Annotated in this window: 17 protein-coding genes and 4 pseudogenes; 7 read left to right on the top strand and 14 right to left on the bottom strand. The window is 49.2% G+C overall.

Annotated elements, in window-relative coordinates:
• Positions 1-17 precede the first annotated feature (17 nt).
• The gene (locus AEP_RS20675; protein WP_157673104.1) at positions 18-443 is read right to left on the bottom strand and encodes a hypothetical protein; all 426 of its coding nucleotides are present in this window, start codon (positions 441-443) and stop codon (positions 18-20) included.
• A gap of 736 nt (positions 444-1179) precedes the next feature.
• Between AEP_RS20675 and AEP_RS08455 the strand changes: the two genes are divergently transcribed.
• Positions 1180-1476 carry a hypothetical protein gene (locus AEP_RS08455; protein ID WP_087494967.1) on the top strand — a complete coding sequence of 99 codons (297 nt, stop codon included), beginning with the start codon at positions 1180-1182 and terminating at the stop codon, positions 1474-1476.
• Positions 1477-1750: 274 nt separating this feature from the next.
• Positions 1751-2559 (top strand): annotated as a pseudogene (locus AEP_RS21005) (transposase); the annotation flags it as partial.
• Positions 2560-2802: 243 nt separating this feature from the next.
• Here AEP_RS21005 and AEP_RS08440 read toward each other — a convergent pair.
• Positions 2803-3894 carry an IS110 family transposase gene (locus tag AEP_RS08440; RefSeq protein ID WP_198301923.1) on the bottom strand — a complete coding sequence of 364 codons (1092 nt, stop codon included), beginning with the start codon at positions 3892-3894 and terminating at the stop codon, positions 2803-2805.
• 272 nt (positions 3895-4166) lie between these two features.
• Here AEP_RS08440 and AEP_RS20670 point away from each other — a divergent pair.
• Positions 4167-4451, top strand: a pseudogene (locus AEP_RS20670) (integrase core domain-containing protein); the annotation flags it as partial.
• Here AEP_RS20670 and AEP_RS20665 read toward each other — a convergent pair.
• From AEP_RS20665 to AEP_RS08365, 12 genes and pseudogenes are all read right to left on the bottom strand, one after another.
• The gene (locus AEP_RS20665; protein ID WP_157673102.1) at positions 4443-4601 is read right to left on the bottom strand and encodes a hypothetical protein; all 159 of its coding nucleotides are present in this window, start codon (positions 4599-4601) and stop codon (positions 4443-4445) included. The pseudogene AEP_RS20670 and the gene AEP_RS20665 overlap by 9 nt on opposite strands.
• A gap of 247 nt (positions 4602-4848) precedes the next feature.
• Positions 4849-5217 (bottom strand): HepT-like ribonuclease domain-containing protein, encoded by a 369-nt coding sequence (locus tag AEP_RS08430; RefSeq protein ID WP_087494963.1) that lies wholly within the window; start codon positions 5215-5217, stop codon positions 4849-4851.
• Positions 5214-5504 carry a nucleotidyltransferase family protein gene (locus AEP_RS08425; RefSeq protein WP_087497255.1) on the bottom strand — a complete coding sequence of 97 codons (291 nt, stop codon included), beginning with the start codon at positions 5502-5504 and terminating at the stop codon, positions 5214-5216. Before AEP_RS08425 ends, AEP_RS08430 begins: the two co-directional genes overlap by 4 nt.
• A 240-nt stretch (positions 5505-5744) precedes the next feature.
• Positions 5745-6233 (bottom strand): annotated as a pseudogene (locus AEP_RS21000) (IS1595 family transposase); the annotation flags it as partial.
• A gap of 284 nt (positions 6234-6517) precedes the next feature.
• On the bottom strand, positions 6518-6817 hold the full coding sequence (locus AEP_RS08415; RefSeq protein WP_087494961.1) for a DUF6506 family protein: 300 nt from the start codon (positions 6815-6817) through the stop codon (positions 6518-6520).
• Positions 6818-7201: 384 nt separating this feature from the next.
• Positions 7202-7587: pseudogene (locus AEP_RS08410) on the bottom strand (transposase); the annotation flags it as partial.
• Positions 7588-7946: 359 nt separating this feature from the next.
• A complete protein-coding gene (locus AEP_RS08405) occupies positions 7947-8747 on the bottom strand; it encodes a metallophosphoesterase (protein ID WP_087494960.1) in 801 nt (266 codons plus the stop codon).
• A 316-nt stretch (positions 8748-9063) separates the two neighbouring features.
• Positions 9064-9495: an HAD domain-containing protein gene (locus AEP_RS08400; RefSeq protein WP_087494959.1), complete on the bottom strand. Its 432-nt coding sequence runs from the start codon at positions 9493-9495 to the stop codon at positions 9064-9066.
• Between the two features lie 669 nt (positions 9496-10164).
• Positions 10165-10830, bottom strand: a complete 666-nt coding sequence (locus AEP_RS20865) for a hypothetical protein (RefSeq protein WP_198301922.1) — start codon at positions 10828-10830, stop codon at positions 10165-10167.
• 17 nt (positions 10831-10847) lie between these two features.
• Entirely contained in the window at positions 10848-11309 is a 462-nt protein-coding gene (locus tag AEP_RS08385) for a hypothetical protein (RefSeq protein WP_087494958.1), read from the bottom strand.
• 1675 nt (positions 11310-12984) lie between these two features.
• The gene (locus AEP_RS08370; protein WP_087494956.1) at positions 12985-13287 is read right to left on the bottom strand and encodes an H-NS histone family protein; all 303 of its coding nucleotides are present in this window, start codon (positions 13285-13287) and stop codon (positions 12985-12987) included.
• Positions 13288-13490: 203 nt separating this feature from the next.
• On the bottom strand, positions 13491-13937 hold the full coding sequence (locus tag AEP_RS08365) for a hypothetical protein (RefSeq protein ID WP_087494955.1): 447 nt from the start codon (positions 13935-13937) through the stop codon (positions 13491-13493).
• Positions 13938-14028: 91 nt separating this feature from the next.
• On the opposite strand from AEP_RS08365, the gene AEP_RS08360 reads away from it, so the two are divergent.
• The 4 genes from AEP_RS08360 to AEP_RS08345 are packed head-to-tail and all read left to right on the top strand — an operon-like array spanning position 14029 to position 23727.
• Positions 14029-15348 (top strand): TolC family protein, encoded by a 1320-nt coding sequence (locus AEP_RS08360; protein ID WP_087494954.1) that lies wholly within the window; start codon positions 14029-14031, stop codon positions 15346-15348.
• 24 nt (positions 15349-15372) lie between these two features.
• Positions 15373-17466, top strand: coding sequence for an ATP-binding cassette domain-containing protein (locus AEP_RS08355; RefSeq protein ID WP_198301921.1), 2094 nt, complete (start codon positions 15373-15375; stop codon positions 17464-17466).
• The gene (locus tag AEP_RS08350) at positions 17463-18632 is read left to right on the top strand and encodes an HlyD family efflux transporter periplasmic adaptor subunit (RefSeq protein WP_087494952.1); all 1170 of its coding nucleotides are present in this window, start codon (positions 17463-17465) and stop codon (positions 18630-18632) included. Before AEP_RS08355 ends, AEP_RS08350 begins: the two co-directional genes overlap by 4 nt.
• Before the next feature lie 34 nt (positions 18633-18666).
• Complete coding sequence (locus AEP_RS08345) at positions 18667-23727, top strand: beta strand repeat-containing protein (protein WP_087494951.1); 5061 nt, start codon at positions 18667-18669, stop codon at positions 23725-23727.
• The last annotated feature ends 32 nt before the right edge of the window (positions 23728-23759 follow it).

Below are 23759 nucleotides of genomic sequence, written 5' to 3'. Positions count from 1 at the left end.
ATCATATAGTCAATAAATTAGCGCTCAAAAAAGCTTGTCGAATTCATATTAGGCAGCGGCATAGGAATTGTCTCAACCCATTTTGAGTGGGAATTCTTACGCCTGGGGCTAGCTGTCTCATGAAGAACGCCATGCATAAACGCATTCAGTTCGCGGACATCAAAATTTCCTTTGAAGCAAGGCAAAGCGAGAATTCCAGAATTGTTGCCGAGAATAACAACATTGACAGATTTGGCATCATTAAGAACAGAAGCCAAGTCCCTCCAGCTCAAGTCCTTTGCAAAAACAATTGAAACATCAGGATGTGGAGCAATTTCTCTAATGCTTTCATTCCACTCAATCCAACGATAACCCTGTGCCACGGCTACTTTGAACTCACAACGAATTTTTCGTGCAACATCCAGAGCGTTTCGTTCAAAATTCACTAGTTGATATAAAAGCATGAAGGGCCTCCGGATAAATTCATCGATTCAATAGAATCAGTTTGATTCAAGTTTGATTTGTTTACGTTGATGTTGTTCTTCCTGAGAAGATCAATGCACTCTTCAACAATAACGCAATCAAAATTCCTGTTTCTCGCAATAAAGTCGGCGTGCAATAGCTCCAAAACATTCAATGCTTTGTCAGTAGCAGGGTCACTAAAATCGGTCATGTCTACCCCTCTTTGTAATACTTGACCGTTACTTTAGTTCCGAGAACTCTTCCGCAACTCGTCAATTGATCACACGGATACAAACTTGTTGAAGTTGCATTCTTTATCGGACTTTTGCTCCGCATCAAGGGAAGGGAAATGAATCGGGCTCAAAGGAGGTCCAGATACTCATTGCGAACTCGGAGTGAAAAAGCGTGGCAAGTCATCGGGCGAAAAAAGTGTCTGTCAATTATGCGAATGCCATGTTTTGTAAGCTCAAATATGATGAATTAAACCGAAAGCATCGAAAGGTGTGGCACTTCGAATTCGGAAGATGGGATTGATGGTTGGCACTTCGGTGTGAACGTCCCAAAAAAGGAAGGCGTTTACCGATCTCGCACTAAGGGCGTGCCAAGTGAGGCTTGTCCGTTAAATGCGAACTCTCATCAAGTGGTCTGCGCAAATTGTTTCGCAAAACACAATCTGGGCAATATTTGGGTTTGAATTTCGACAAGAATTTAAACTTTAATTAACCTCAATACGATTGTATGCACGACTCCGAAAAATTAGACATGCGGTACAAGTTGCTAAAAAGCTCGGCAAATGATCCGCATCAGGAGAACACTTCGATTGAAGAAGGAAAAAAATTAGATAAAATGGACTATCTAATTAAGGAGACAGGCAATCGACTAGTGAGGATAGAGGCGAAACAAAAGGCTATATTAAACGGTTCTGCTACAAAAGAAGATTTAGAGAAAGCCAAACGATTTTTTGTATTCTGGATTTTGTTTGCTATTGTTTCAATGCCGTTGATTGGAATACTGTTCAAAAAATTAATTGGTTAATTGGTTAATTGGTTAATTGGTTAATTGGTTAATTGTCTTTTGTGACATCATCACGCATTTCGGTCTGGGTTCTGGATTTCAGTGTAATTTCATTGGTTTTGAACAATTGACTTTGTATTGCTGCAGCGCTTTCTAGTAACTCCAGCCAGCGTTCTCACAATCCCCAGTGAAAGGCAATGTTGATGAATCTAATTTGGGCGCAGGTGACTTGACCGGGGAATTTCGAGCCAATTGAAGCTTGAGAGAATGCTCTCCTCTGCAAGGGGAGACGGGAATGAAGCAGGGTCGATTCAGCAATGAGCAGATTGTTCGGATACTGCGTGAGACTGACCAGGACAGCGTGGCGGTGGTGGCCAAGCACCCCGGAATGAGTGACGCCACCATCTACATTTGGCGCAAGAAGTTCGGTCAACTCGATACCTATGAGGTCAGGCGGCTCAAGGTGCTGGAGGCAGAAGACGCCCGCCTGAAGAAGACGCTGGTCGACTGTGACCTGGAAATGGAGGTCATTGAGGAAATCAACGCAAAAAAATGGTGAGCGCACTGGCCCGGCTGAAACAGGTCCGCTAAGCGGTACCGCGTGGACTGAGCCAGAGGCCGGCGTGTGCGCTGATGAAGACAGCGCGTTCAGGGCCGCATAACGAATTGCGCTCGCCGGTCAAGGACGGACCAGTGATTAAAGCCGCGAAGGGCTTCTCGGGCCAGTTTCCGCGCTTTGGCGCACGCCGCATCCACCTCTTTCTGAAGCGCCGGGGAAGGACGATGGGGCGCGACCGATGCAGCCGCATCTGGAGTGCTGCAGGCCTGCAGGTGCCGCCCAGGAAGAAGCGGCGCAAGCACCTTGCTCCAGCCCGGCCCCGTCCGATGCCGCCCATGAGCCGTAACTCTGTGTGGTGCTACGACTTTGTGTTGGACTCCTGCGCCAATGGCCAGCAGTTGAAATGCCTGGCGGTGGTGGACGAGTACACACGGGAATGTTTGGCCATCGATATGGCGGGCTCCATCTGCTCCAAACGGGTGATCGCCGTGCTGAGCCAACTCGTCAGAGTGCACTGTGCACCACGCTATCTGCGCAGTGACAACGTACTAAATGCAATAGGTGTGTCAAAAGAAGGCAACATCATCCCGAGTCGGTTCGCAAAAGCGAAACGGTAATACTCAAAGAGCAAGCAACAGAGGTCTCAGCAGTATTCCGCATAAATAGTTGCCCCAGTTAACCATAGTGGAAACAAGATTCCTGGATTCAGGCAGCATGATCTTCACCGTACCTAAAACAATGTGAGCAGCCCAGCGGAAAGTCCAAGCATTATCTAAGTGGTCCCCAGCTCACGCTGGCGCCACGACGGCCCTACTGAGAGGGAATGATCTGCTGGGCAAACTCTGTTCATAGAACTGCCGATACGGCACATTCGTCTTAACTATTCCATGGGCCACGCGACCCATCTTGGACGCTACGGCGGTCAACGCTTTTCGTTTGAGATCAGGATCCTTGGGATTGGAGCTGACATAGCGCTCATACTTGTCCCAAAAGCTATTCTCCCTGACTCTGACTGAAATGGTGGCGGCAAGCCAAAAAGTCAGTCGGAGTCCGGCGTTTCTGCGTTTGGATAGCCGCTCTTGACCGCGAAGGCTACCAGACTGACTCTTGGCAAGATCAAAGCCGCAGTGTTTAAGGAACTGGCGATGGTGTGCGAATCGACACATGTTCCCGGTTTCTGCCAGTATGGTCTGCGCGATGATTGGCCCAACACTTGGAAGTGATTTCAAGTTCTCGTAGCCGGCGTTGCCAATCAAGGATTGCTCCGATCGTTTCTCTATTTGATCGCGCAATGCCGATATAGATTGGTACTGGCGCAGCGTTAAGCGAAACGTCTCAACAGCAAGGCTGTCCGGAGAATGGGGTAGCGCGGCTGAAAGAACCGCAATCTCCCACATCTCTTTGAGTTTGTTCTGTTTATCTACTTTGCGCCCGACCAAGTTCCATGCCGCCTTAGAAAATTCCTCAAAACTCATCTGCCTGACGTGCGCCAGGGTTGGGAATTCGATCATGAATCGAATCCACCAGTCGTTACGGGAGGTACACCAATAGCGGTGCATCTCAGGGAAGTAGAGCGGCAAATGCTGGTTAACGATTGAATGCTGGATCTTTGTTCTCGCCCGCGAGACCTGGTAGTAGGTCTTGGAGATTTCTTGCAGATCGTGGTGCCCCGCCATTATTCGCTCAAAGTAGGTTTGCACGTTGCCACGCTTGAGCATCTCCAAAATCACTGCTGCATCCTTGGGATCATTCTTGTCCCAAGAATTGAACATCGCTTCCCGATAGCGGGACTGTGCCACGGAGGAAATGGATACAAACTCCACGCCTGCAGCCAAAAGGCGGTACGCGAGCGCGCGGTGATAGTCGCCTGTGGGCTCCATCGCAGCCCGGCAGTTGCCACCAAGGCCCTTGAGAAAGCAATCAAACGATCAAAGTCCGAGGCAGTGTTTGCCATCTTGAATCGATGACGTTGACCAGCAGCTGTTTCAATCAGCACAGCGTTCCAGTAGCGGGCAACATCAATTGCAACCCAATGCAGTTCAGATTTACCATTAACAATGTCAGCCATCCTAACGGTCTCCTTAGGAAGTAGGTAATCCAAAGGATGCACGCTGCCAAAGGTGGCTGACAATTATTTTGCATTTACTACGACAAAGAGTTCTGCAGTCGTGCCATGCTGACCTGGGCCCATGCACGGGGCGTGCAACTGATCCTGATCGAGCCTGGCAAACCCAATCAGAACGCATACATCGAATCATTCAACGGTGGTTTTCGGGATGAATGCCTGAATGAACAATGGTTCACAAGCTAGCAGCATGCCCGCGTTGTGATGGAAGCACGGAGAAAGGAATACAACGAAGAGAGACCTAAACGATCCCTTGGAGGTCTGACTCCGATGGACTACGCCAAGACACTTATTCAAAAACAGTTAAATTAACCCTAGGACTCCAAAGCCCAGTGCTACTGAAACTGGGGAGACGTCGATGTCGCTGATGGCTTCGATCGCGAGAAAGCCTTGCCGCTGCGTCACAAACAATTGTTCCGCCTCATTGAGAGAGCGGCCGAGCTGCTCTGCGGCGGCGGCCAATATCTCAGCTTGAAAATTGACGATCGCCGGTTCGGGTTTAATGAGGTCTAACGTAATGTATAGAGCAAAACCTGCTCCATAAACTAGCGCGTGCTAGATATTCTGACCATCGAATCCTCCCGAAATTCGCTTGCCGTCTAGCTTTCCAAGGAATGTATTGTTTTTTTGTAAGGGGTATTCGCTTAGCTCCAATTAGAGCTTACCCTGCGCAGGGTAAGTATCCATAAACCATCAATGTTTCAGAGAATCATTGATTCCCATGATCATTGCACGGCATTGAGCGGATTTTCTGTAGAAATACTGGCAAATCTGAAGTAATCGTCTGCCAGACGATGTCCATGTCTACTTGGAAGTAGCCGTGCGAAAGTACATTTCGCATCCAATATGCATCGTCCCAGGGGAAGTCAGCATTATTCTTTGCGAACTCCTGATGAAGAGTTTGCACGTTGTGGGAGGCTTCGCCGATGATTTCAATATTGCGAATCACAGCATCCTGAATCAACGTGTTCCCCAGCCAAACATCTTTGTCAATGCCTTTGGTATAGGTCGCGATTCGTTCGATGGCTTGAGCGATGTGAATCAAATAGTCAGGTAAACGAAGATCTACCTTCTTCATACCGGTTGCGCCTCAGCCAATACGTGGGCTCTGAATTTCTCTGGGAGCGATTTCGGCGTCAGGACATCCACAGGCACGCCCAACAATGCCGTCAGCCCTTTTTTAATCCTTGCAATATCTAGCAAGCTAGTGTTCGGGGTGGGGTCCACCAGAATATCCAAGTCACTGCTTTCGGTGTCATCCCCATGCAGCACAGAACCAAAAACACGAGCGTTGAGCGCATTGTTCATCAGAACAATACGAAGAATTTCAGTGCGATTGATTTTGAGCGCCTCGGAAGGTTTCATTTCTGCATTCCGCTTGTCCGCAAGGGGACCGTTGCATGCAATATATCTCATAGAACCACTCCAATGGAATAAACAGAGCAATCGCGCCCACGGGGCACATTTGCACCGTGAGGGTTTAATTTCGATTCGTTTCCGTAGCTTTGTCGAACTCCGAGCTCGACTGTAGTTGACATGCCGCTTCAAGAGCAACGCGATGAGCCGAAACTCAAGGTTTTGCCAGTGTAGCCATTGCCCATTTTTTCAGCAATCGGCAATCACATCACCATACTTGAGAGGGCCCGTGGCTACCGCCTGCTGCAGCAGGCGGTAGAACAGCAGCCCCCTAGAATTGGACGTTCTCCGGTTGAACCGGAACATGAACTCGTCCAGGTAGTTTTCCAATTGGCTGGACTGCACCGACCCGTGATTGGTTCCCATCTTCTAGCGCTGCAGCAAGGCTGCCACCCGGTGAACGCCTAGCATGGACTGATGGGCTGGGACATCGGATCCCAGGTGAACCGTTACTTTGTGTTCAAACCCGAGATCTTCAATCTTTCGATAGGCGCCCGATCCGTCGCTATGCACTTTGGACCCTGCTTCGACGGTTTCCATGATGAAGGACTGGAGGCTTTGCTGGTTTCCACGATCCAGCCGCTTGATCCGGATTCTTACGAATCCTTTGGGCAAGACCTCCACTGCAATCGCCACCATTGCTTTGGTCGCATTGCTTTGCTGCGTATACCAACTAATACCGCCATCCATTCCAATCCAAACCCTACCAGTCATTCCAGCCCAAAGTAGGCCACTCAATCCAATAGAAACCTGCCAGCCCAGCATTCATTCAATGCCACTGAATTGGCCTGCTCATTGGCCAATTGAAACGGTTAGCTGGACCATACCCATAAATGTCTCTGTATGGCTCGAAGCGTTAGTACATTTTTCCCGAAGGCTTTCAGTCAAAATGAAACGCCGAGGGTACGAATCAAGGTGGGAGCGACAGCGTGCTACATCACTCTGAACAGATGGCACCACTATCAAGTGAAAAGGCGGCTCATCTCTGCCTCTTGATCGGCGGTGTAGGCAACCACTCCAACAGGGACGCTCGCAGACAGCTGATGACGTACTTGAATGGCCTCAACTTGCGTGAAGCCGCCACACAATTCGATGAGCTGTGTGCCAGACTGGGCTGCGTCATTGGCGACAAGAATTGCAGTAGCCAAGTCTGACACGCCAACGACGACGGTTGTGAAATGTGCTGACGAGAGGATGGCACGGTGAACCTCTGGGGAATAGCCCGGTGCCTTGACGATGAATGTGAAGCGCGAGAGTGGCATCTTGTGTAACCTAACTATGAAGATATCCCGCAAAATGGCGGTACATCATGGAAACGAGTCGACAAACCTGCCTATAAACATTTGCAGTACACCATGTAAACAAAATACTCCTCTTACTTGGATGACCAACCCAAAAGGCCGCTTTCGCGGCATTGTTGAATTAAAAATCGCTCCTAAGCTGACACACCATTGTTGCCGATTGTCGCCAGGCCGCTCGACTTCAACCCCTCGTAACGGTGGCGGACATAAAGGTGCAACAGGTGGCTGGTTTTGTACTGGAATGTGTGGCCTACTTTGAATTAGAACGGGCGGCGGTATTCACTGGAATACGCAGCTTTGCCGCACTTTGGCAGAAAGGGGATGTTTGCGATCAGTCAGAGCCTAATAGGACTCATCCACCTCGACTTCCCCATGAAGCAGATCGCGGTCTGGTCGAACCACGCGCGGCGCAAGCGGTGAAGCATGGTCCAGGTTGTCTCGTAGCTCCCAAGACCGAGTACACGCTGCAACCCCAAAGCACTAACGCCCTGCTTCTGGTTCGTGATATATCAGATAGCGGCGAACCACACCCTTAGCTCTGTTCTAGTGTTGTCAAAGATTGAGCCCGCAGTTACGGAAGCCTGAAATTTGCAGTGTCGGCACATGATCCTGCCTCGGGTCGAACGCGATGGAGTGTCTAGTACCGAGCACTTGGGGCAGACAAACCCGACTGGCCAGCGCAGGTGTTTCAGATAGGCCCTGCAGGGGTCCTCAGATTGAAACCACTCCAGAAACTGGCTCTAGGACTTGGGATAGTCCACACCAGCGCCTGGGATTGCCGAGATTACGTTCATCACAACAGTTTTACAGAATTGGAGCTAAAGGGATACCCCGTCTTTTTGTACAGTTATGAAAAATCTGAGAAACAAAGCAAATCAAGCGAGCTATCTTGCCAAATCAACTGGCATGGGCATATCCCCAAACGGGGGATTCAGTGTCCGCATTCGGCAAAGAGGTCGAATGTCTGCAACTGGCTCACAGATGGCATTGATTGCCTCCAGAGCAACTCACTCTGATCAACACATGAAAATCAGCAATTTACAGAACAGATGGTCAAGTCAACCGGAATAAGTAGTGGTAAGCGTAAGACCTATATCTCCAAAACTAAACTTCGATCAAACTTTGGGTTCTCGAATTTTGCCTCTTCCATGCTTTTGATTGAACGACGATTCAACACATACCCAGCCGGATTCGCTAGCACTCTGCATCGGTCAATCTGGTAATCGAAGCTATCGTGAACATGGCCATGAATCCAGAGGTCTGCACCCTGCAGAAGGTCACCTAGGTCACTGACAAAGGCGGCGCTCAATAGGTCGCCTTGGTACTTCTCATGGACAGAGTTCGGATGAGGTCCGTGATGCGTCACGACCACGGTCTTTCCATCAAAAGGCCTCGCAAGCTCATCCGTGAGCCATTGACGTGACTGCGCATGATTCGCCAATGCGTCCGACGGTGAGAAGGCGCCTTTTTCCATCCGGATCAACCGATGGTCATTCAGACTCTGCTTGGCTTCATGCATGGCAAGAGGCTGTGAGTACCGTGGCTCAAAGAGTCGGTAGTCCGTCCAAAGTGTCGCACCCAAGAATCTCACATTCTTGATCACAACAGCGCTCCGTTCCAGGAAATGGATACCCACCTCGTTCGCTCTCGCCTTGATTTGAGCCTGTTTGCTTCGATAGACATGACCGTAGTACTCGTGGTTACCTGCCACGTAGATGACATCGGTGTCTGGTTTCCATGATTGGAAGCGCTCTATGCCTTTGTAGCCGTCATGAATGTCGCCAGCAAGAACCAACACATCGGCGTCTGTAGGTTCGATGATGGCCGGATCTGACCCATCCATTTTTGGAAGGAGATCAAGATGGAGATCGGAAGCGATCTGGATTTTCATAAGAGAGATCAGTTCAACTCAGAAGGTAAACAAACTCGCAAGGTACCTCGCTCAATCCCCAAGAGTCGCTTCCAGTTGCCACGATTCCAAGCCGAGAAAGCGAAAAGCCTCCACTAGGGAGGCCTTCACTCTCTACACCGGGGCGCCCTAATGGGTAATGCCGGTCGGCGCTTCGAAGTGAAGTGTAAACCAAACTTAAGTGAGCTACTGAGGGTGGATATCCGTTTCGCTGCGAACCTCTGACTCGGGCACTGCCTTGGCTCGAACACAGCTTGAAGTCCGGACTAATGCTAACGTTGGACAGTGAATAATTCATCTAGAGACCCATGGCATTCGTTAAGGAAACAAGGTCCGTATTAGTCAGCCCTGTCTTCAGGTCAGTCAAGACAAGGCGTCTTTCAAATGGACGGAAGTTCCATGCTCGATCATCCAGCGCAAGCCATGGCACCCAAGGCTTGGAGTGGTCACGCATCCAGGATTCGCACTCGTGTTGTCTTTGGTAACTCTCCTGGGGAATGTTCGGTGTAACGCCGATGATGCGATCGCCCCATTCCGGAAACAACGCTTGAAGCTGTGGGAGCGTGCGCTTGAGCCGCCATGTGGATGAAATCACGACATCCACTTGCGGGTGCTGTTCAAGCCATGCCTGTAACAGAGGTGCTCGGCACATCAAAGGAGCGGAACTGCTCGGCGGATCTGGGTGCAGTACTCCATCAAAGTCGAGGAACAAGATAAGTTCAGATTTCATGGGTGTGCAATCCGTGATCAGGTTTCTATGTCAGGTGTCCAGAGTGGAGTTCGCACTCACGGAGCCAATCTTCGCGGGTGTAGCAATAGCCGGGAAACTCACTTTTCAGGTTTGACTGGCCCTTGATCAACCTCTTGGCTAGGCTTGCGACTGCAACCAAGTCTTTTCCATTGCGGACTTCCATCGGCGCCACGATGTTGACACCCATGGCCCACCAAAGTCGCTTTGGCTTCCAACTGACAGATACGTTGTACTCAATGCCTTCGGTACTGAGTCGCTCGAACGTTGCCTTGAGAAGGTCATAGTAGGCCCGCTTTGAAGGGGATGGCTCCCGTAGTGTGGTGGATACCAGTTTCTTTCTGGAACGACCAACTCGTTTGTAATTTTTGGTGCCAACTTCGGTTAACCAATTGTCGGAGGGGCCGTCACCCACCACTTTGTAGACTTCATCCTACAGAGCTTCGGAATAGACATTTCTAGGATGTTCCCACCAAACCATCACTCGGCGTCTGTTCAAAATGAAGCCCACGTCGTCCCAACTTCTGAGGCTCTCGGGTGTCATGTCAGCATAGCTGTGGGGAATATAAAGACCGCCTTCTGACAGTCGCCAGGGGTGGGAGCGGTGGTACTCCAGTTGTGATCGGCGCATGGCCTCGAGGCGGGTGATTTTCATTCCCATTTCCCCGGATTGAGCCATTGGGCGTCAACTGTCTTGACGCTCGTTCTACCGTCAACATCCGTCACAAACTCGACGTCAATCAAGTCATTTGTGAGATGAATATGGACAACCGAACCGAGAGTACCTTCTTCTAGGTTCAAGTTCGGAAGGGGCCTGTTTGTGACCACAGGGGCTCCAAGCCAGTATGACCCATACAACAAAATGTCATGTGACTGAGTGACTTCTGGGTGACTGCGGAGAATATCGCGGATAGTACTCCTGAGCATCCGAAGTTGGCTTCTCAGTTCGGCAATGACATGGTCCGCTGGCTCGCCATCATCATCTTCGATGGACCGTGCGATATTGGCTCTGGCTTGATCTCTAAAAAGCTTGTCAGACTCGCTCGGAATCTCGCCGCAATGCTCCCCTAGGCTGAAGTCCGCGAGTGGGTCAGTAATTCGGATCCATGTCCCTAAAGAGTCTTTGACGCAATGCTGGCAAAGGTCAACCTCAACTCCGTTTCCGTCCCCGAAGATGGAACCGAAGCCTGCACGATATTGGATGGACATGAACTCATGGAACTCACAGTCCAAGTCATCTCGTTTTGCTTGACGACCACAGCGATCACAGATGAGTCTTTGAATATAGGGTTGCGAACGCACTGCTTCAATCTTCATTGAGGACTCCATTGAAATTAAAGATGAATCCGACGGGAGAAGCGGTTCAACACTGCTGCAACAAAAAGACGAATCCAAGTTCGCACTACTGAATGCGACTCTTTAGATTCAAAGCTGTCTCTAAGCTGCTGCGCTAGCCGATCCAGTCCCGGTTTGCTGAGATTCCAGTCTTGCAGGAACATAAGATGAGTAATCTCATCCACGATCTCCACAAATGACACTTCGGGCGTCTGGTCGCATTTTCTGTGTGCATACTCGATGAGCCGATTTATGTATTCCACATAAACATAGCGGAGTTCAAACCGTTCCTGTGGGGTAAGCCCGGAGACATGCTCACCGTTAAATCGGCGGGCGGGAAACCTGGCTTGAGTGCGTAAAAGCGCTTCAGTAAAGGGATAGGGCGGAAAGTCGTCAGGTAAGGTCGACCTTGATGAGAGCTCATGAGACAAAGCGATGTCGGGCTTGAAGGATTCAGGCATGTTGGTGTCCCAGACTTTGCGATGGTGAATTCCATCGGCTCACCAAACGCTGAATTGCGTTTAGATGACCCGAATAATCCTTCGCAAGGGGTACATCCCACAAACGGCTACCTAAAGAATCTGAGCAAAATGCACGGATACCATGTATGGGTACCGATATTCAGATGTTCAGTGAAGGTGAAATTGTATTTTCACAGTGAATCTCTACTCAGGTGTTAGCTTTAAAGGAAACACGGATGAGCACGAATGTGGAAGAAGACAAAAAAACGCTGGAGGGTCATGCCCAAAGCTGCCCTAGTTGTGGAAATTGTTCAAGCAAAGACCACGGTCGCAGAGGCCAACCGCAGATTTGATGTTACTACTTAAGAAATTGGGGAGTGGATGCAGGAACCAATCGCGGTATGCAAAACGCCTTGAACACAAATTCGCTGGTAAGCAAAGGGCAGTATGAGCGTCACATCAAGGATTTGCAGGAAGCCTACGGTGATGCAATGTTAGACCTCCGTGCCCGACAAAGCTAGATTACATGCTGGAACCAGAGAACGAGAAATGATCCTAGGGCTTCGGCAGAAATTGAAAGTAGATGGCTTTGAAGTCGGTATGGTCAAACTGTGCCATTGGATTTGAAATCCCAAGACGCACGCTCCATAACACGCCGAACAAGATGCGACCCCAGTTGCAAGACAGGTTTGTCATGCCCATCAAAGTCATGACCGAAGAGCCCCCCCCATTCGGTTCCCGCAGAGTGGCACATCAACTGGCCATGAACGGGACACGGTACAAAAGGTACTCCAATGCAAGGGCTGGAAGGTTCGCAAACGCCGAGTGAGTTTCAGACCGCGCAACTAGACGGGACCAACGGTAGCAAATACCCCCAATTAACGTTGGGCGACAGACCTCTGTCGGCTATTGGCTGGTAGGCACGGTTGGACTAAATTGGCGTTGGTGATTCACTGTCAAATGCGAGAACTGCAGGGCTAGCGCATGAGCAGAAGCGTCAAGTCCAAAAAAGATGAATCAGCCCTGAAACAGACCTTTATCTGGCGCTAAGGTTGCCTGGGCAAGGTGCCAAAACCGCTCTCGCATCGCTACGCCAATGGCTTGGCTTTTACAAGCCGTAGCTAAACGGCATTGGCCAAAAGCTATGGTCTGCACCAAGAATTCAATACGTTGTACACGCTAAATCAAAAACTGTATGTTGGAGAGGTTGACACCCACACTGAAGGATCAGTGTGCCCTCAAACTTCGATTTAAAAACCTGCTGGGGCTTATGCTTTAACTGCGTGACCTGCACACAATCCGTCATGTAAATACTAGTGGCAACAAGAATACCAACACCCACCTTCAGCGCGCGAATTTACAACCCAGAAAAGTATACAAGGACAAAAATGATATTGGAGGTTTGGGAGCCGAGAAAGTTTCTTGCGTCAACAGGGAATTAACTACAGAACCCATCAAAACGGAAAAAGTTTTTATTGACAGCAAGAATAAATCATTCTGAGGACAAAAAATGCAGTTAGTTTGCATCGCATCATGTCAAAGCCCCAAAACTACAATCCAAATTAAAGAAATAAAAAAAGGAATAAATGATGAGATAAGTGCTAATAAAACAAGAGAGATCTAATAAAGAAAGAAAGAGGCGTTTAAGCCATTCCATCTTCATTATCAAAAAATTCTATTGCTTGATAGCGTAGTCCTCTTTATTTTTTCCGGCAAGCCATTTTGGGGCTAGTCCACGGCCACTCCAAGTATTTCCGGTAAGTGGGTCTCGGTACTTCGCGGCTACCTTGGTCGCAGACTTCGCTTCAGTCTTGATGCCACGTGTGTTGGATCCAAATACATCCCCAACAGTTAGATTGTGCTGGTTGATTAGTGCCTTCACATCCTCAATTGCCTTTGCGAACTCCTTTTCCCTTATTTCAGCGATCTGTGCTTCAAGGGATTCTTTTTGGGCTATGAGATCGAGAAGTTTTGACATAAGGATAAATAAATTAAAGAATTAATGCTGAGCAAAAACGTAGTTAAATTATAGAGAGCAATCCGGAGAATAAGTAGTATCAATAAAGAAAAATTACAATCCGTAACATTTAAAGAGAAATGTGGTGACCGGACCTCAAGAAAAAACCTATTCGCTTCGACTTCAGAGTATTTCAGTGCGCTCATTTGGATGCATAAGCTTCGTCAAATAGCCTCAAGTTGCAGTTGCAAACACACCTCTGCGATGTACGTAGCGCTTTCATGTTCGTATCCAAAGATCCGAAAGCTTAAATACCGATATTGAATGGGCGAGTGAGGAATGATGTCGGCCAGTACTGTATTTGTCCCAATGTAAAACGCCTGCGGGTAATGAGATGGATTGGGACAAGCATCTGCATCCCTTGAGGCCAAGCATGAAAAGATCGATTGCGTCAGATTGAGGCTGTATACATTCCTATTCAGAAAGATTAAAGCAGCGATCTCTTGCAAAAATGCCGCAATGGCTGAAGGAAGGGAGTGGTTAGCTAGGTCAGCAAAACGATTGAAAAAACGATTGAACCAATCAAATTTGTACCCCGCGGAACAATCTTCAGCGTAATAGGCGCTCGCGTAGGAGACATTAGAAGCATCAAAAACATGTGAATCAAACATCCTCGACGCGAAAAAAACAATGAGCTTTGAACCCAGGACTCAATTTGATGAGTGTAGCTGCTTAATAATTAGAATTGACTTATAAATACTAATGTATATCCAGCCAAATAGACTTGTTGGGTTTGTTTTATCAGTGGCGATGACATCAATAGCGAGTACTGCATGCAAGCAGGTTTTTGCTCAGTCTGAGTTGCCAGTAGCGATGGCAGGTGAGAGTTACAAGCAAATGTTGTCGCAGGCGCTGTCAAGAAACCCATCCGTTCAAGCTGCTATGGGGCAGATTAAGGTCTCGGGATTCGAAAAGCAGGGTGCTCGCTGGCAATACTTTCCCACCCCATCAATCGGCGTAGAGCAGAGTTCTCTCGAGAGCAAACTTTCAAACAATTTGACGTCCTTTGCGCGTTTGCAACAGCCAATTTGGACCGGGGGCAAGCTTGACGCTCAGTTGGACCGAGCGACGGCTCAAGAGCAGATTGCGTTATCCGCACTTGAGGAGCAAAAACTGAATTTAGTACTCAGTTGGATTGCATTGTGGGGAGAAGTACAAGGAGCTGAGTGGCGAATATCAGCATATCGTGAAAGCGAACAGCAGCATATTAATTATGTTCAAAAAGTTTCTCGTCGTGCGAGCGAGGGGCAGTCAGCCGCAAGTGATGTGCAGCTCTCTCAATTCAGGCTGAGTTCAGTACAAGCAGACCTAGGCCAAGCGCTGTTACAAAAACAACTAGCACTGGGTAAATTGAAGAGACTTTTGGGGAATGAGTGGCCTGCGGAAATAGGTTTCGAAGTCCCAGAGTTTCAAAAGGATATCGTTAAATGGTCGGATGTAAGTCCCATGGAATGGTTAGATGCCGCATACCGATTTCATCCTTCTGTTCGCAAGGCTAACGCAACTGAAAAGTTGTTAGCTGCAGATTTAAAAGCAACAAAATCAAAAGCATATCCGGATGTATTTATTCGCGCCGAAATAACGGATGGCAATGTTACAGGCACTAATCGGCTGATGTACATCGGAATGACATCTAGTCTCGGAGCCGGTTTGTCGACATTTTCAAACATATCAGCAGCACAGGCAAAGCTTGATTCGGCAAAAGACGAACTGGAAATTCTGAAGAGAAATATAGCCGATCAGATACAGGCCGACATTGAAACAGTTGTTATGCAGTCTAGGCGAACCGAGTCCATTGAAAGTACTCTATACGACTCAGGAAAGTACCTTGAGTCTTCGGAGCGGCAGTTTACTAGCGGAAGAAAAAGTTGGCAGGAACTTATGAATACTGCCAGAGAGCGCTCCACTACCCTTGTTCAACTTGCAGATGCCAAGACTCAGATTTGGGTAGCAATGCAGCGTCTGACAGTTCAATCGCGCGGCGTAGATGCATATTTAGGTGTCACTAGTTCCGTAAATTAGATTAAAAAAATGAATATAACGGACATGCAAGCCATACAGGCGACACTCATGCGAATAGGACAAATTCGCAGAGAAAACATTGACGCGCTTCAACTCCAGGCGGCACTTCGTGAATTGAACATCGAAATCGGCCCAAAAGAAATTTTTTTGGCACTGGCCAAGAAAATGAATTGGTCTCGCCCGAAGTTTTCTGAACAACCTGATTCGGGGCGCCTTCCTTGTCTCATTGCCTCTGAGACAAAAGGATTCGGGCTAGTGACGAGTAGAAATCCTGATGGGCAATGGGCAATAAGTTGGTATAGCCCGGAATCGAGAAAGTTTGAGGAAACTTTTTTGAGTCATATCGAAAACTCGATGTGTATACGGATGCGTCTTGCCGTACCTTATCGAATCACTAACAGTCCAAGTTTCCAACTAATTTGGAATGAAGTCTGGAGTCAAAAGCGACTTCTCATAGAGATCGCTGCTGGTACTTTAGCTATTAGTATCTTCGCACTTGCAAACTCATTCTATTCGATGCAAGTGTACGACCGGGTAGTTCCGACCCAGGCATCAGGAACTTTATGGGTGCTGACTATTGGTGTCATGGTCGCTGTTCTTTTGGAGTTATTTGGTAAGTGGGTTCGGTCTAACCAAATTCATAAGCTTACTGATGCTGTCGATCAAAATCTTGCGAGAAGTGTATACACGAAGTTTCTGAATACCAGGCTAGATCAACTGCCTGCAAGTGTGGGGTCAACGTCATCTCGACTGAGAAGCTATGAAGGTGCCAGAGGTTTTCTGGTTAGTGTAGCAACACAGGCAATGGTAGATATTCCATTAGCTGTTCTAACTTTATGCGTATTGATGGCTATTGGGGGATGGCTCTCCATCGTACCAATACTTTTCTTTGCGGCTGGTTTATTGTTGAGTTTCATATTTCAAAACCGACTGGAGCAGTTAGCCAAGATGGCCACCCCCGCTCAGCACCTAAAGTCAGGTTTGTTAGTAGAAAGTATTGAAGGCGCCGAGACTATTAAATCTGGGCAAGGCGGCTGGAGAATGCTGTCTAAGTGGCTTGATATTACTGATGAATCGCGTAGCTTCGAGCAGAAAATGCGGGAGATCACCGAGCACTCTCAATACGTACTGGCAATGTTTCAGCAGGCAGCTTATGTTGGACTTATCGCTGCAGGAGCATTACAGGTAGGTAAAGCTGATTTTTCAATGGGGGGCCTCATTGCATGCTCCATCCTGAGTGGACGTATTCTTGGCCCAGTAGGTATGGTTCCCCAGCTAGTGATGCAATGGGCCAATATTAAAGTGTCACTTCAAGACCTGGATCGACTTTGGAAGCTTCCTGGCGATCATCCTGAAGGCATACAGCCCCTTTCTGTGGGTCAGATTCATGGGACGTTTGAGTTGTCTGAGGTGGAGATGCATTACTCCGGAACCTTGGCCTTGAAAATTCCAAAGTTGCATATTCAGTCGGGGGAGAAAATTGCGATTTTGGGGGGAATTGGATGTGGAAAAACATCTTTACTTCGACTCCTTTCGGGTATGTACAAGCCACAAAGCGGGAGAGTTACTCTGGATGGTATAGATATCGACCTAATATCTAAGGCTAACATCGCGGACCACATGGGATATGTTGGACAAGATGGACGATTGTTCGCAGGAACTTTGAGAGATAACTTGGTGCTCGGATTGACAGATCCCGGGGACGATATTCTGATTCAAGCAGCAAAAAGAACAGGGTTATTTGAGACAGTTATCTCGCCCCATCCCAAGGGTCTTGAACGCGAAATATTTGAGGGGGGGCAGGGACTCTCTGGCGGGCAAAGGCAGCTGGTTCACATAACTAGGGCGCTATTGCGAAGCCCTCGGGTATGGCTTCTTGACGAACCTACAGCATCAATGGATGCGCCTGTTGAACACCGGGTATTGGCAACTTTGGCTGCTGAGTTGCAGTCACGTCCAAACAGCACACTTATTTTGGTAACTCATAAACCCCAGTTACTTGCGCTAGTGAATCGAATCATTATCCTATCGCAGCAACAAGTTGTGATGGACGGACCTCGGGATGCGGTATTGCAGCAATTAAACGCCAACTCAAATCAGAATTCCACGCAATCATGACGTTGTCTATCAAAAAGTATAAGTATTCCTTTCCTCGACCCGGCGTAGGAAGCTTTTTGTTGGTTGGTATTTTAAGCTTTATTGTTTGGGCAAATTTTTTCAATATAGACCAATTGGTGAGGGCGCAAGGTCAAGTTATTGTTAAGGACCGAACTCAAGTTATACAGGTGGCAGATGGTGGTGTTTTAAGAGATTTGAGAGTAAGTGAGGGTGAGATTGTTCATAAGGGTCAAGTTTTGGCATTGCTCGAAAGCGAGAGAGCGCATGCGGGAGCGGATGAGGTCCAGAATCGCTTAGCAGCCTTAAGCATAAGCAAGATTCGAGCAGAGGCGGAGGCATCAGAAGTTCAGCCGAATTGGGGAAGTTTTCAAAAAACTCATTCGCATTTGGTGAAGACACAGCGGGAGTTGTACAGCCAAACTCGTATGGCTGTTCTGAAGGAGATCTCCGCACTCACGGAGCATTACAAACTTGCATTGGAAGAATACAAAGTCAACGAACGTCTATTCGATTCAGGTGATGTTAGTCGTGTGGAGTTAATGCGAGCACGAAGGATGTCAATTGAGGCGGAACAAAAAATCAATGCAATTTGGGATAAATACAAAACTGATGCGCGGAGGGAGATTGCAAAAATTCAAGAAGAAATTGTCAGTCAGCAAAGCAAACTTCAAGAACGACAAAGTATCTTGGATCACACAACTTTAGAGTCGCCGGTTGATGGCATAGTCAAATCCCTTCGTGTAAGTACTCTGGGTGGAGTATTGCGACAGGGTGATGAATTAATGCAAATATCTCCCACCAACAGTCAGGTATTGGTCGAGGCGAAAGTTAGTCCAGCAGATATTGGTCTTATTCAAATAGGGCAACCAGTAATTCTTAAGTTTGATGCCTTTGATTACAGCATATTTGGATCCTGGAAGGGTGAGTTGACATACATAAGTCCAGATACCCTGCTAGAGCAGGGACCTGATGGTAGATCCAATACGTTTTATCGCGTCCAAGTAAGTATTTCGGATGTTCAAAATAAAGGTAGCAAAGTGGAACATGCTCACATCAAACCTGGTATGATGGTTTCGTTAGATGTGTTGTGTAGCCAGCGCAGCGTGCTTTTTTATATTGCGAAACCTATTGTTAAGGCATTTAGCGGTGCACTCGGTCAAAGATAAACTGAACTGAACTTATATTAAACACAGGAATAATATGACTAAATCCATGAAGCCCACTAAGTCTGAACAGCAAAATTTTTCTGAAATCACTTTGCCGACTGTAAATGCATCTAATTTAATTGCAGGGTTGAATAAGGTTAATGTTGCTGATTCGAAAAGCTCTCCTGAATTTGTGAAGGTAAGAAAAGCCAAAACAGCAGGTCGTCGCAAGGAAGAAGATGAGAATGGCGTCGCGAAAGACAGTTTGCATGGCCCGACAGAAGATCAAGAGAGTATTGTTCATGCAGATGATGCGGCGGGCTTATCTGGCGAGATTGCTGATTCCCTTTTGGTAAATACTGAAAGAAACGATGAAGTTGAAGAAACTTCTCTCTCTAATCGGACTGATTCATTTTCTGATTTTGCTTCTGGTTCCGAAAGCGGTATCTACTCCTCTGCGGACTTCAATTCTAGGGTTGAATATGGGTCTGATGTTCTTCTGGCACAGGCGAATACAGGTGTTGTCAGTGATGCGGCTTCAGGTGTGGGTGCTGCTGAGGTAACCGGTACCGCGGACGTTTTTGGCGCGGCCGCTGCATCTTCTTTGTCTTCCGGAGTTTTGTTTGCAGCTGCTGTAGTTACAGCAGCTGTCGTGAGTGCGTCAGGCGAAAGCGCAAAAAAGATTGATACAACAGCAGCCCCGGTTCCTCGTGTTTACTCAATTGATGTCCTTTTTGGACCAATGACCGATAGCGGTGCAAACACCAGTGTTTTTTTATACAAGGCAGATGGAACTTTGCTGGGAGAGGCAAAGTTTTCAAGCGGGAAATTCATATATGAAGATAAGACGGGCTATACCGGAATTGTCATAGCACGAATGGTCGACGGCGACACGGATCCCGACTATCGTGATGAAGCTACAGGTGAGCTGAAGAGTGCTGATGGTGTCTATTTAGCTGTAACAACAGCAACAGGAACTGGTGGTATCAAAATCAACATCAATCCGTTGACTACTGCTGCGGCTAATGCGATTGGAATTACTGACAGCGGAAAGATAGATGGTTCTATTAGCATTCCTTCTGACATTAAGGCTAGTGGTACATCAGATGGTGCTACCAATTTGGCAGTGTCAAAAGTTAATCAGGTAAACAAAGCCATTGCGCTGGCGTTCAATATTCTTGATGCTAGCGGTAACCCAGCTGATCTTGTATCGCAAGATGTCAAGACGGTTGTGAGTTCACAAGGTACTACTGATAACTCAGTAGTCTCGGGTACGGATGCGTCAAGTGCTTATGGTCGGGCGTTAGCTATTGTTTCTCACGCTGAAAAAACAAGCGGCAAGTCGACTGCGCAATTGGCTGCTGACGTGTCAAAAGCTCTTGATGTAAACACAGGCACCCTTACAAGCACGGTTGATCCTCAAAAAAGTGCCGACGTTCAAAGCGCCATTATCAAGGGTATCGCTAGTGCACAAGCTAGTGCGCAAGTTACGTCAAATCAAGCACAAGCGGTAACTAAGTCCGTCACCGCTTCTGAAATTACTTTGGTTGTGAATGGCGCCGATGACGCATTTCTGAAGGGTGAAGAGGACCACCTGAATCTTGCGGTCAACGGCATTTTTGTCCAAGGCCAGGTGCTCAAACTTTACAGTGGCACCAACGCCATCGATTTCACCGTGGGCAGCACCGCCGTCGTGGGGGGCACGGGCTACACCTTCACTGCCAGCCCAGCTAGCACATTGGTGCTGAGCGTGGCCAAATCTGCGTTGAGCGCTGTTGATGCAGGCGTAAACCTCAAAGCCGAACTCAGCGCAGGCACCAGCGGCGTCACAGGCACCAGCAACTCCAACAACCTGCCCGTGGTGGTGGACGGCACTTTGGCCACGCCCAATGCCCAACTGACCACGGACAGTACCAACTTGGCAAACACTGCATTTGCCAGCGACAACTACACCAACAACGGTGCCATCACCGCGCCCACCAACACCGAAACCAACGCCAAAGTCGAATACCGCGTCACCAAAGACTCAGGCACAGCCGGTGCTTGGAGCACCACTTACACCGCACCGGCCACCAACGGCACAGCCGATGGCGTTTACAAAGTCGAAATCCGCCAGACCGACCTGGCCGGCAACGCGAACGGCACGAACACAGTGGGCGGCGTCAATGCTCTGCAAACTATCAACTTTACACTCGACACCACCAAGCCCAGCGCAAATCTGAATGCCAAACTGACTACCGACAGTACCAACGGCGTGACAGGCAAAGACGCAGACGGCATCACAAGCAATGCCGCCATCACCGCTCCCACCAATGCGGAAGACGGTGCCAAAGTCGAATACCGTGTCACCAAAGGCTCCGGTTCGTCTGCAAGTATCGGCACTTGGAGCACCACATACGCAGCGCCAACGGCTGGTGATGGCTCATCCGATGGTGCATACAAAGTCGAGGTGCGCCAAACGGACAAAGCGGGTAATGTGGGCGATGCGCAAGCCGTCAACTTTACCCTCGATCAAACCAAGCCTAGCATCAGCAGCACTGCACTGAGCGTTGCAGAAAAAGCCACAGCGGTGGGTAGCTTGGTGGGCAGCGACACCAACGGCATTACCTGGACGCTGGACGGTACATCGGGTGACAACGACAAGTTCACCTTGGTGGGTGGCGCACTGGCATTCAAGAGCGCCCCGGACTTTGAAACTCCAGCAAGCGCGGCAGGAACCAACGCCTACACAGTCAACGTCAAGGCCACGGATGGTGCGGGCAACGTCAGCACCAAAGCCATCACGGTTAACGTGACCGACGTCAACGACGCACCCACAGCCAGCGGCAGTATCGGTGCCCAGACAGCGGTCAAGGGCCAATCGTCTTGGCAGCTGAGCCTGGCAGGCTACTTTGCCGACGTGGACGCCACGGACACACGCAGCTATGCGCTGACCTCGGGCACCTTGCCCACAGGCTTGACATTGAACCCGACCAGCGGTGTCATCAGTGGCACGCCAAGTGCAGAAGCGGCCAGCGGCAGCTTCACCGTCACCATGACGGACAAAGGAGGCCAGACGGCCACACAAACCTTCAGCCTCAAAGTGGTGGCTGCGCCGGTTATCAATAGCTTCACGGTGACAGACGACAACGCAGGCGGAGGCAACAATGCGGCCATCGGCAAGAGCGGCGATGCACTGACCTTTGCGGTGACCTTGAGCGAGGAAGTCACCATCACCGGCAGCGGCACCCCCAAAATCACGTTCACCGTGGGTGGCGTGGACGTGGTGGCCACGTATGTATCGGCCAGTGCCAACGTGCTCACCTTTACAGGCACAGCGCCCAGCACAGGCAACGGAGGCAGCGTCACCGTCAAGAGCATCGACCTGACTGACGTTACCGTCACAGGCAAGACCAGCACACAGCCCTGGCAGACCGGTGTGGTGAACCAGTCCTCGGCCTACACGCTGGACAACACCAACCCCGCGATCACGACTGAGACCCTGAGCGTTGCAGAAAAAGCCACAGCGGTGGGTAGCTTGGTGGGCAGCGACACCAACGGCATTACCTGGACGCTGGACGGTACATCGGGTGACAACGACAAGTTCACCTTGGTGGGTGGCGCACTGGCATTCAAGAGCGCCCCGGACTTTGAAACTCCAGCAAGCGCGGCAGGAACCAACGCCTACACAGTCAACGTCAAGGCCACGGATGGTGCGGGCAACGTCAGCACCAAAGCCATCACGGTTAACGTGACCGACGTCAACGAGGCCCCAACAGTCTCAGGCGCACTTATCACAGATGTTGTGGCGGTGACAGGTACGGTCTACACGGTCAACAGCCCCCTCACCTTGGACGGTGTTGGCGCCAATATCAGCAGCTACTTCATAGACCCTGACACGACCAGTAACTTCAGCACGTTGACATACAGTCTGGACGCCGGTGCACCTGCCTGGTTGCAGATAGACCCGACCACAGGAAAGCTTTTCGGAGCAGCACCGTCCAATCCGGCAGCCGATTTGTCTGTCACCGTCAATGCCAATGATGGTTCCAACACGGTCAGCAAGAGCTTCAGCATTGACCTAGTGTCATTGCCCGCACTCAAGAGCACACAAGTGCTGGATAACGTTGCCAATCTTGATGTCAAGTCTGCACTCGTGCTTGAATTCAGCGCAGAAAACCTCGCTCTGGGTTCAGGTCAAATCAGGATCAAGGACGACATGGGCGCAACGGGTCTGATTACTAGAAACACTACTGTTGGCATAGCCAATAACAGCAAACAAGACGTAACCGATAACGACGTCGTCATCACCTTGACCAATGGTGTAGTTACCGACCTCACTGTGGGTACTGCCAGTTACACCACTTTTGGCGGTGTGGGGCTTTCCCTGCAGCGTCTGCAAGATTCGGTTAAGGTCAGCGGCAGCAAACTCATCATTGACATTGGTGGAGCGGACGCAACCACATGGGGAACCAACAACACCAACTGGAACTTTGATTGGGATTTTGGTGCCAACTACCATGTTGAATTCGATGCTGGCGTTGTTAAAGCCGGTGCCGGTGGTCCAGCCAATTTGGCAATGACCAATGATCAAACTCTGAACTTCACCACCGTCACTCCAGCAGATGGCAGTGCTGGAGCAGCGTCACAAAAAATGGACAGCAATGGCGCATTGTCAAGTGGTTACATCTATCACAACGCCCACCAGGGCAGTACCGCAGGTGGCCAAGCAGGCGCCATTGATCTGAATTTTGCAACAGGTGCACATGCGCTCGTAGTACAGCTGAATTCAGTTAGCTCGTCCAATCCGCAGTACATCAAAACTTCTCTGGGCGGCAACATTGATGTGGCGGGGTTTGGAATTGATGACGTTATCTACAACGACAACGGTGGCAACATGTTGCTCAAGTCTATCGAGGGTCTGACAGGTACGCCTTGGTCAGGCTCAGGTAGCCTAACGACAGGCGCCGCAGGAACCAGCACACTCAAACGTACGGTTGATACTGATGTTAGCGGCCAAGCAACCTGGACGTGGTTTGGAGATGCTACTTATACCGTTTCCAGTCTTAATGGGGACAGTAATAACACTGCGGGTTTTGAAGCACGTTTGCAGTCCAACGCCGTGATTTTTGGATAAGAAGTTCAGGGTTGATGCCGCTTCATCAACCC

Origin of the sequence: Curvibacter sp. AEP1-3 (assembly GCF_002163715.1) — a bacterium.
In the GTDB taxonomy this organism is placed as follows: Bacteria; Pseudomonadota; Gammaproteobacteria; order Burkholderiales; family Burkholderiaceae_C; genus Allorhodoferax.
The sequence above is the reverse complement of the archived record's forward strand: the minus strand, read 5'-3'. Positions and strand labels throughout refer to the sequence as shown.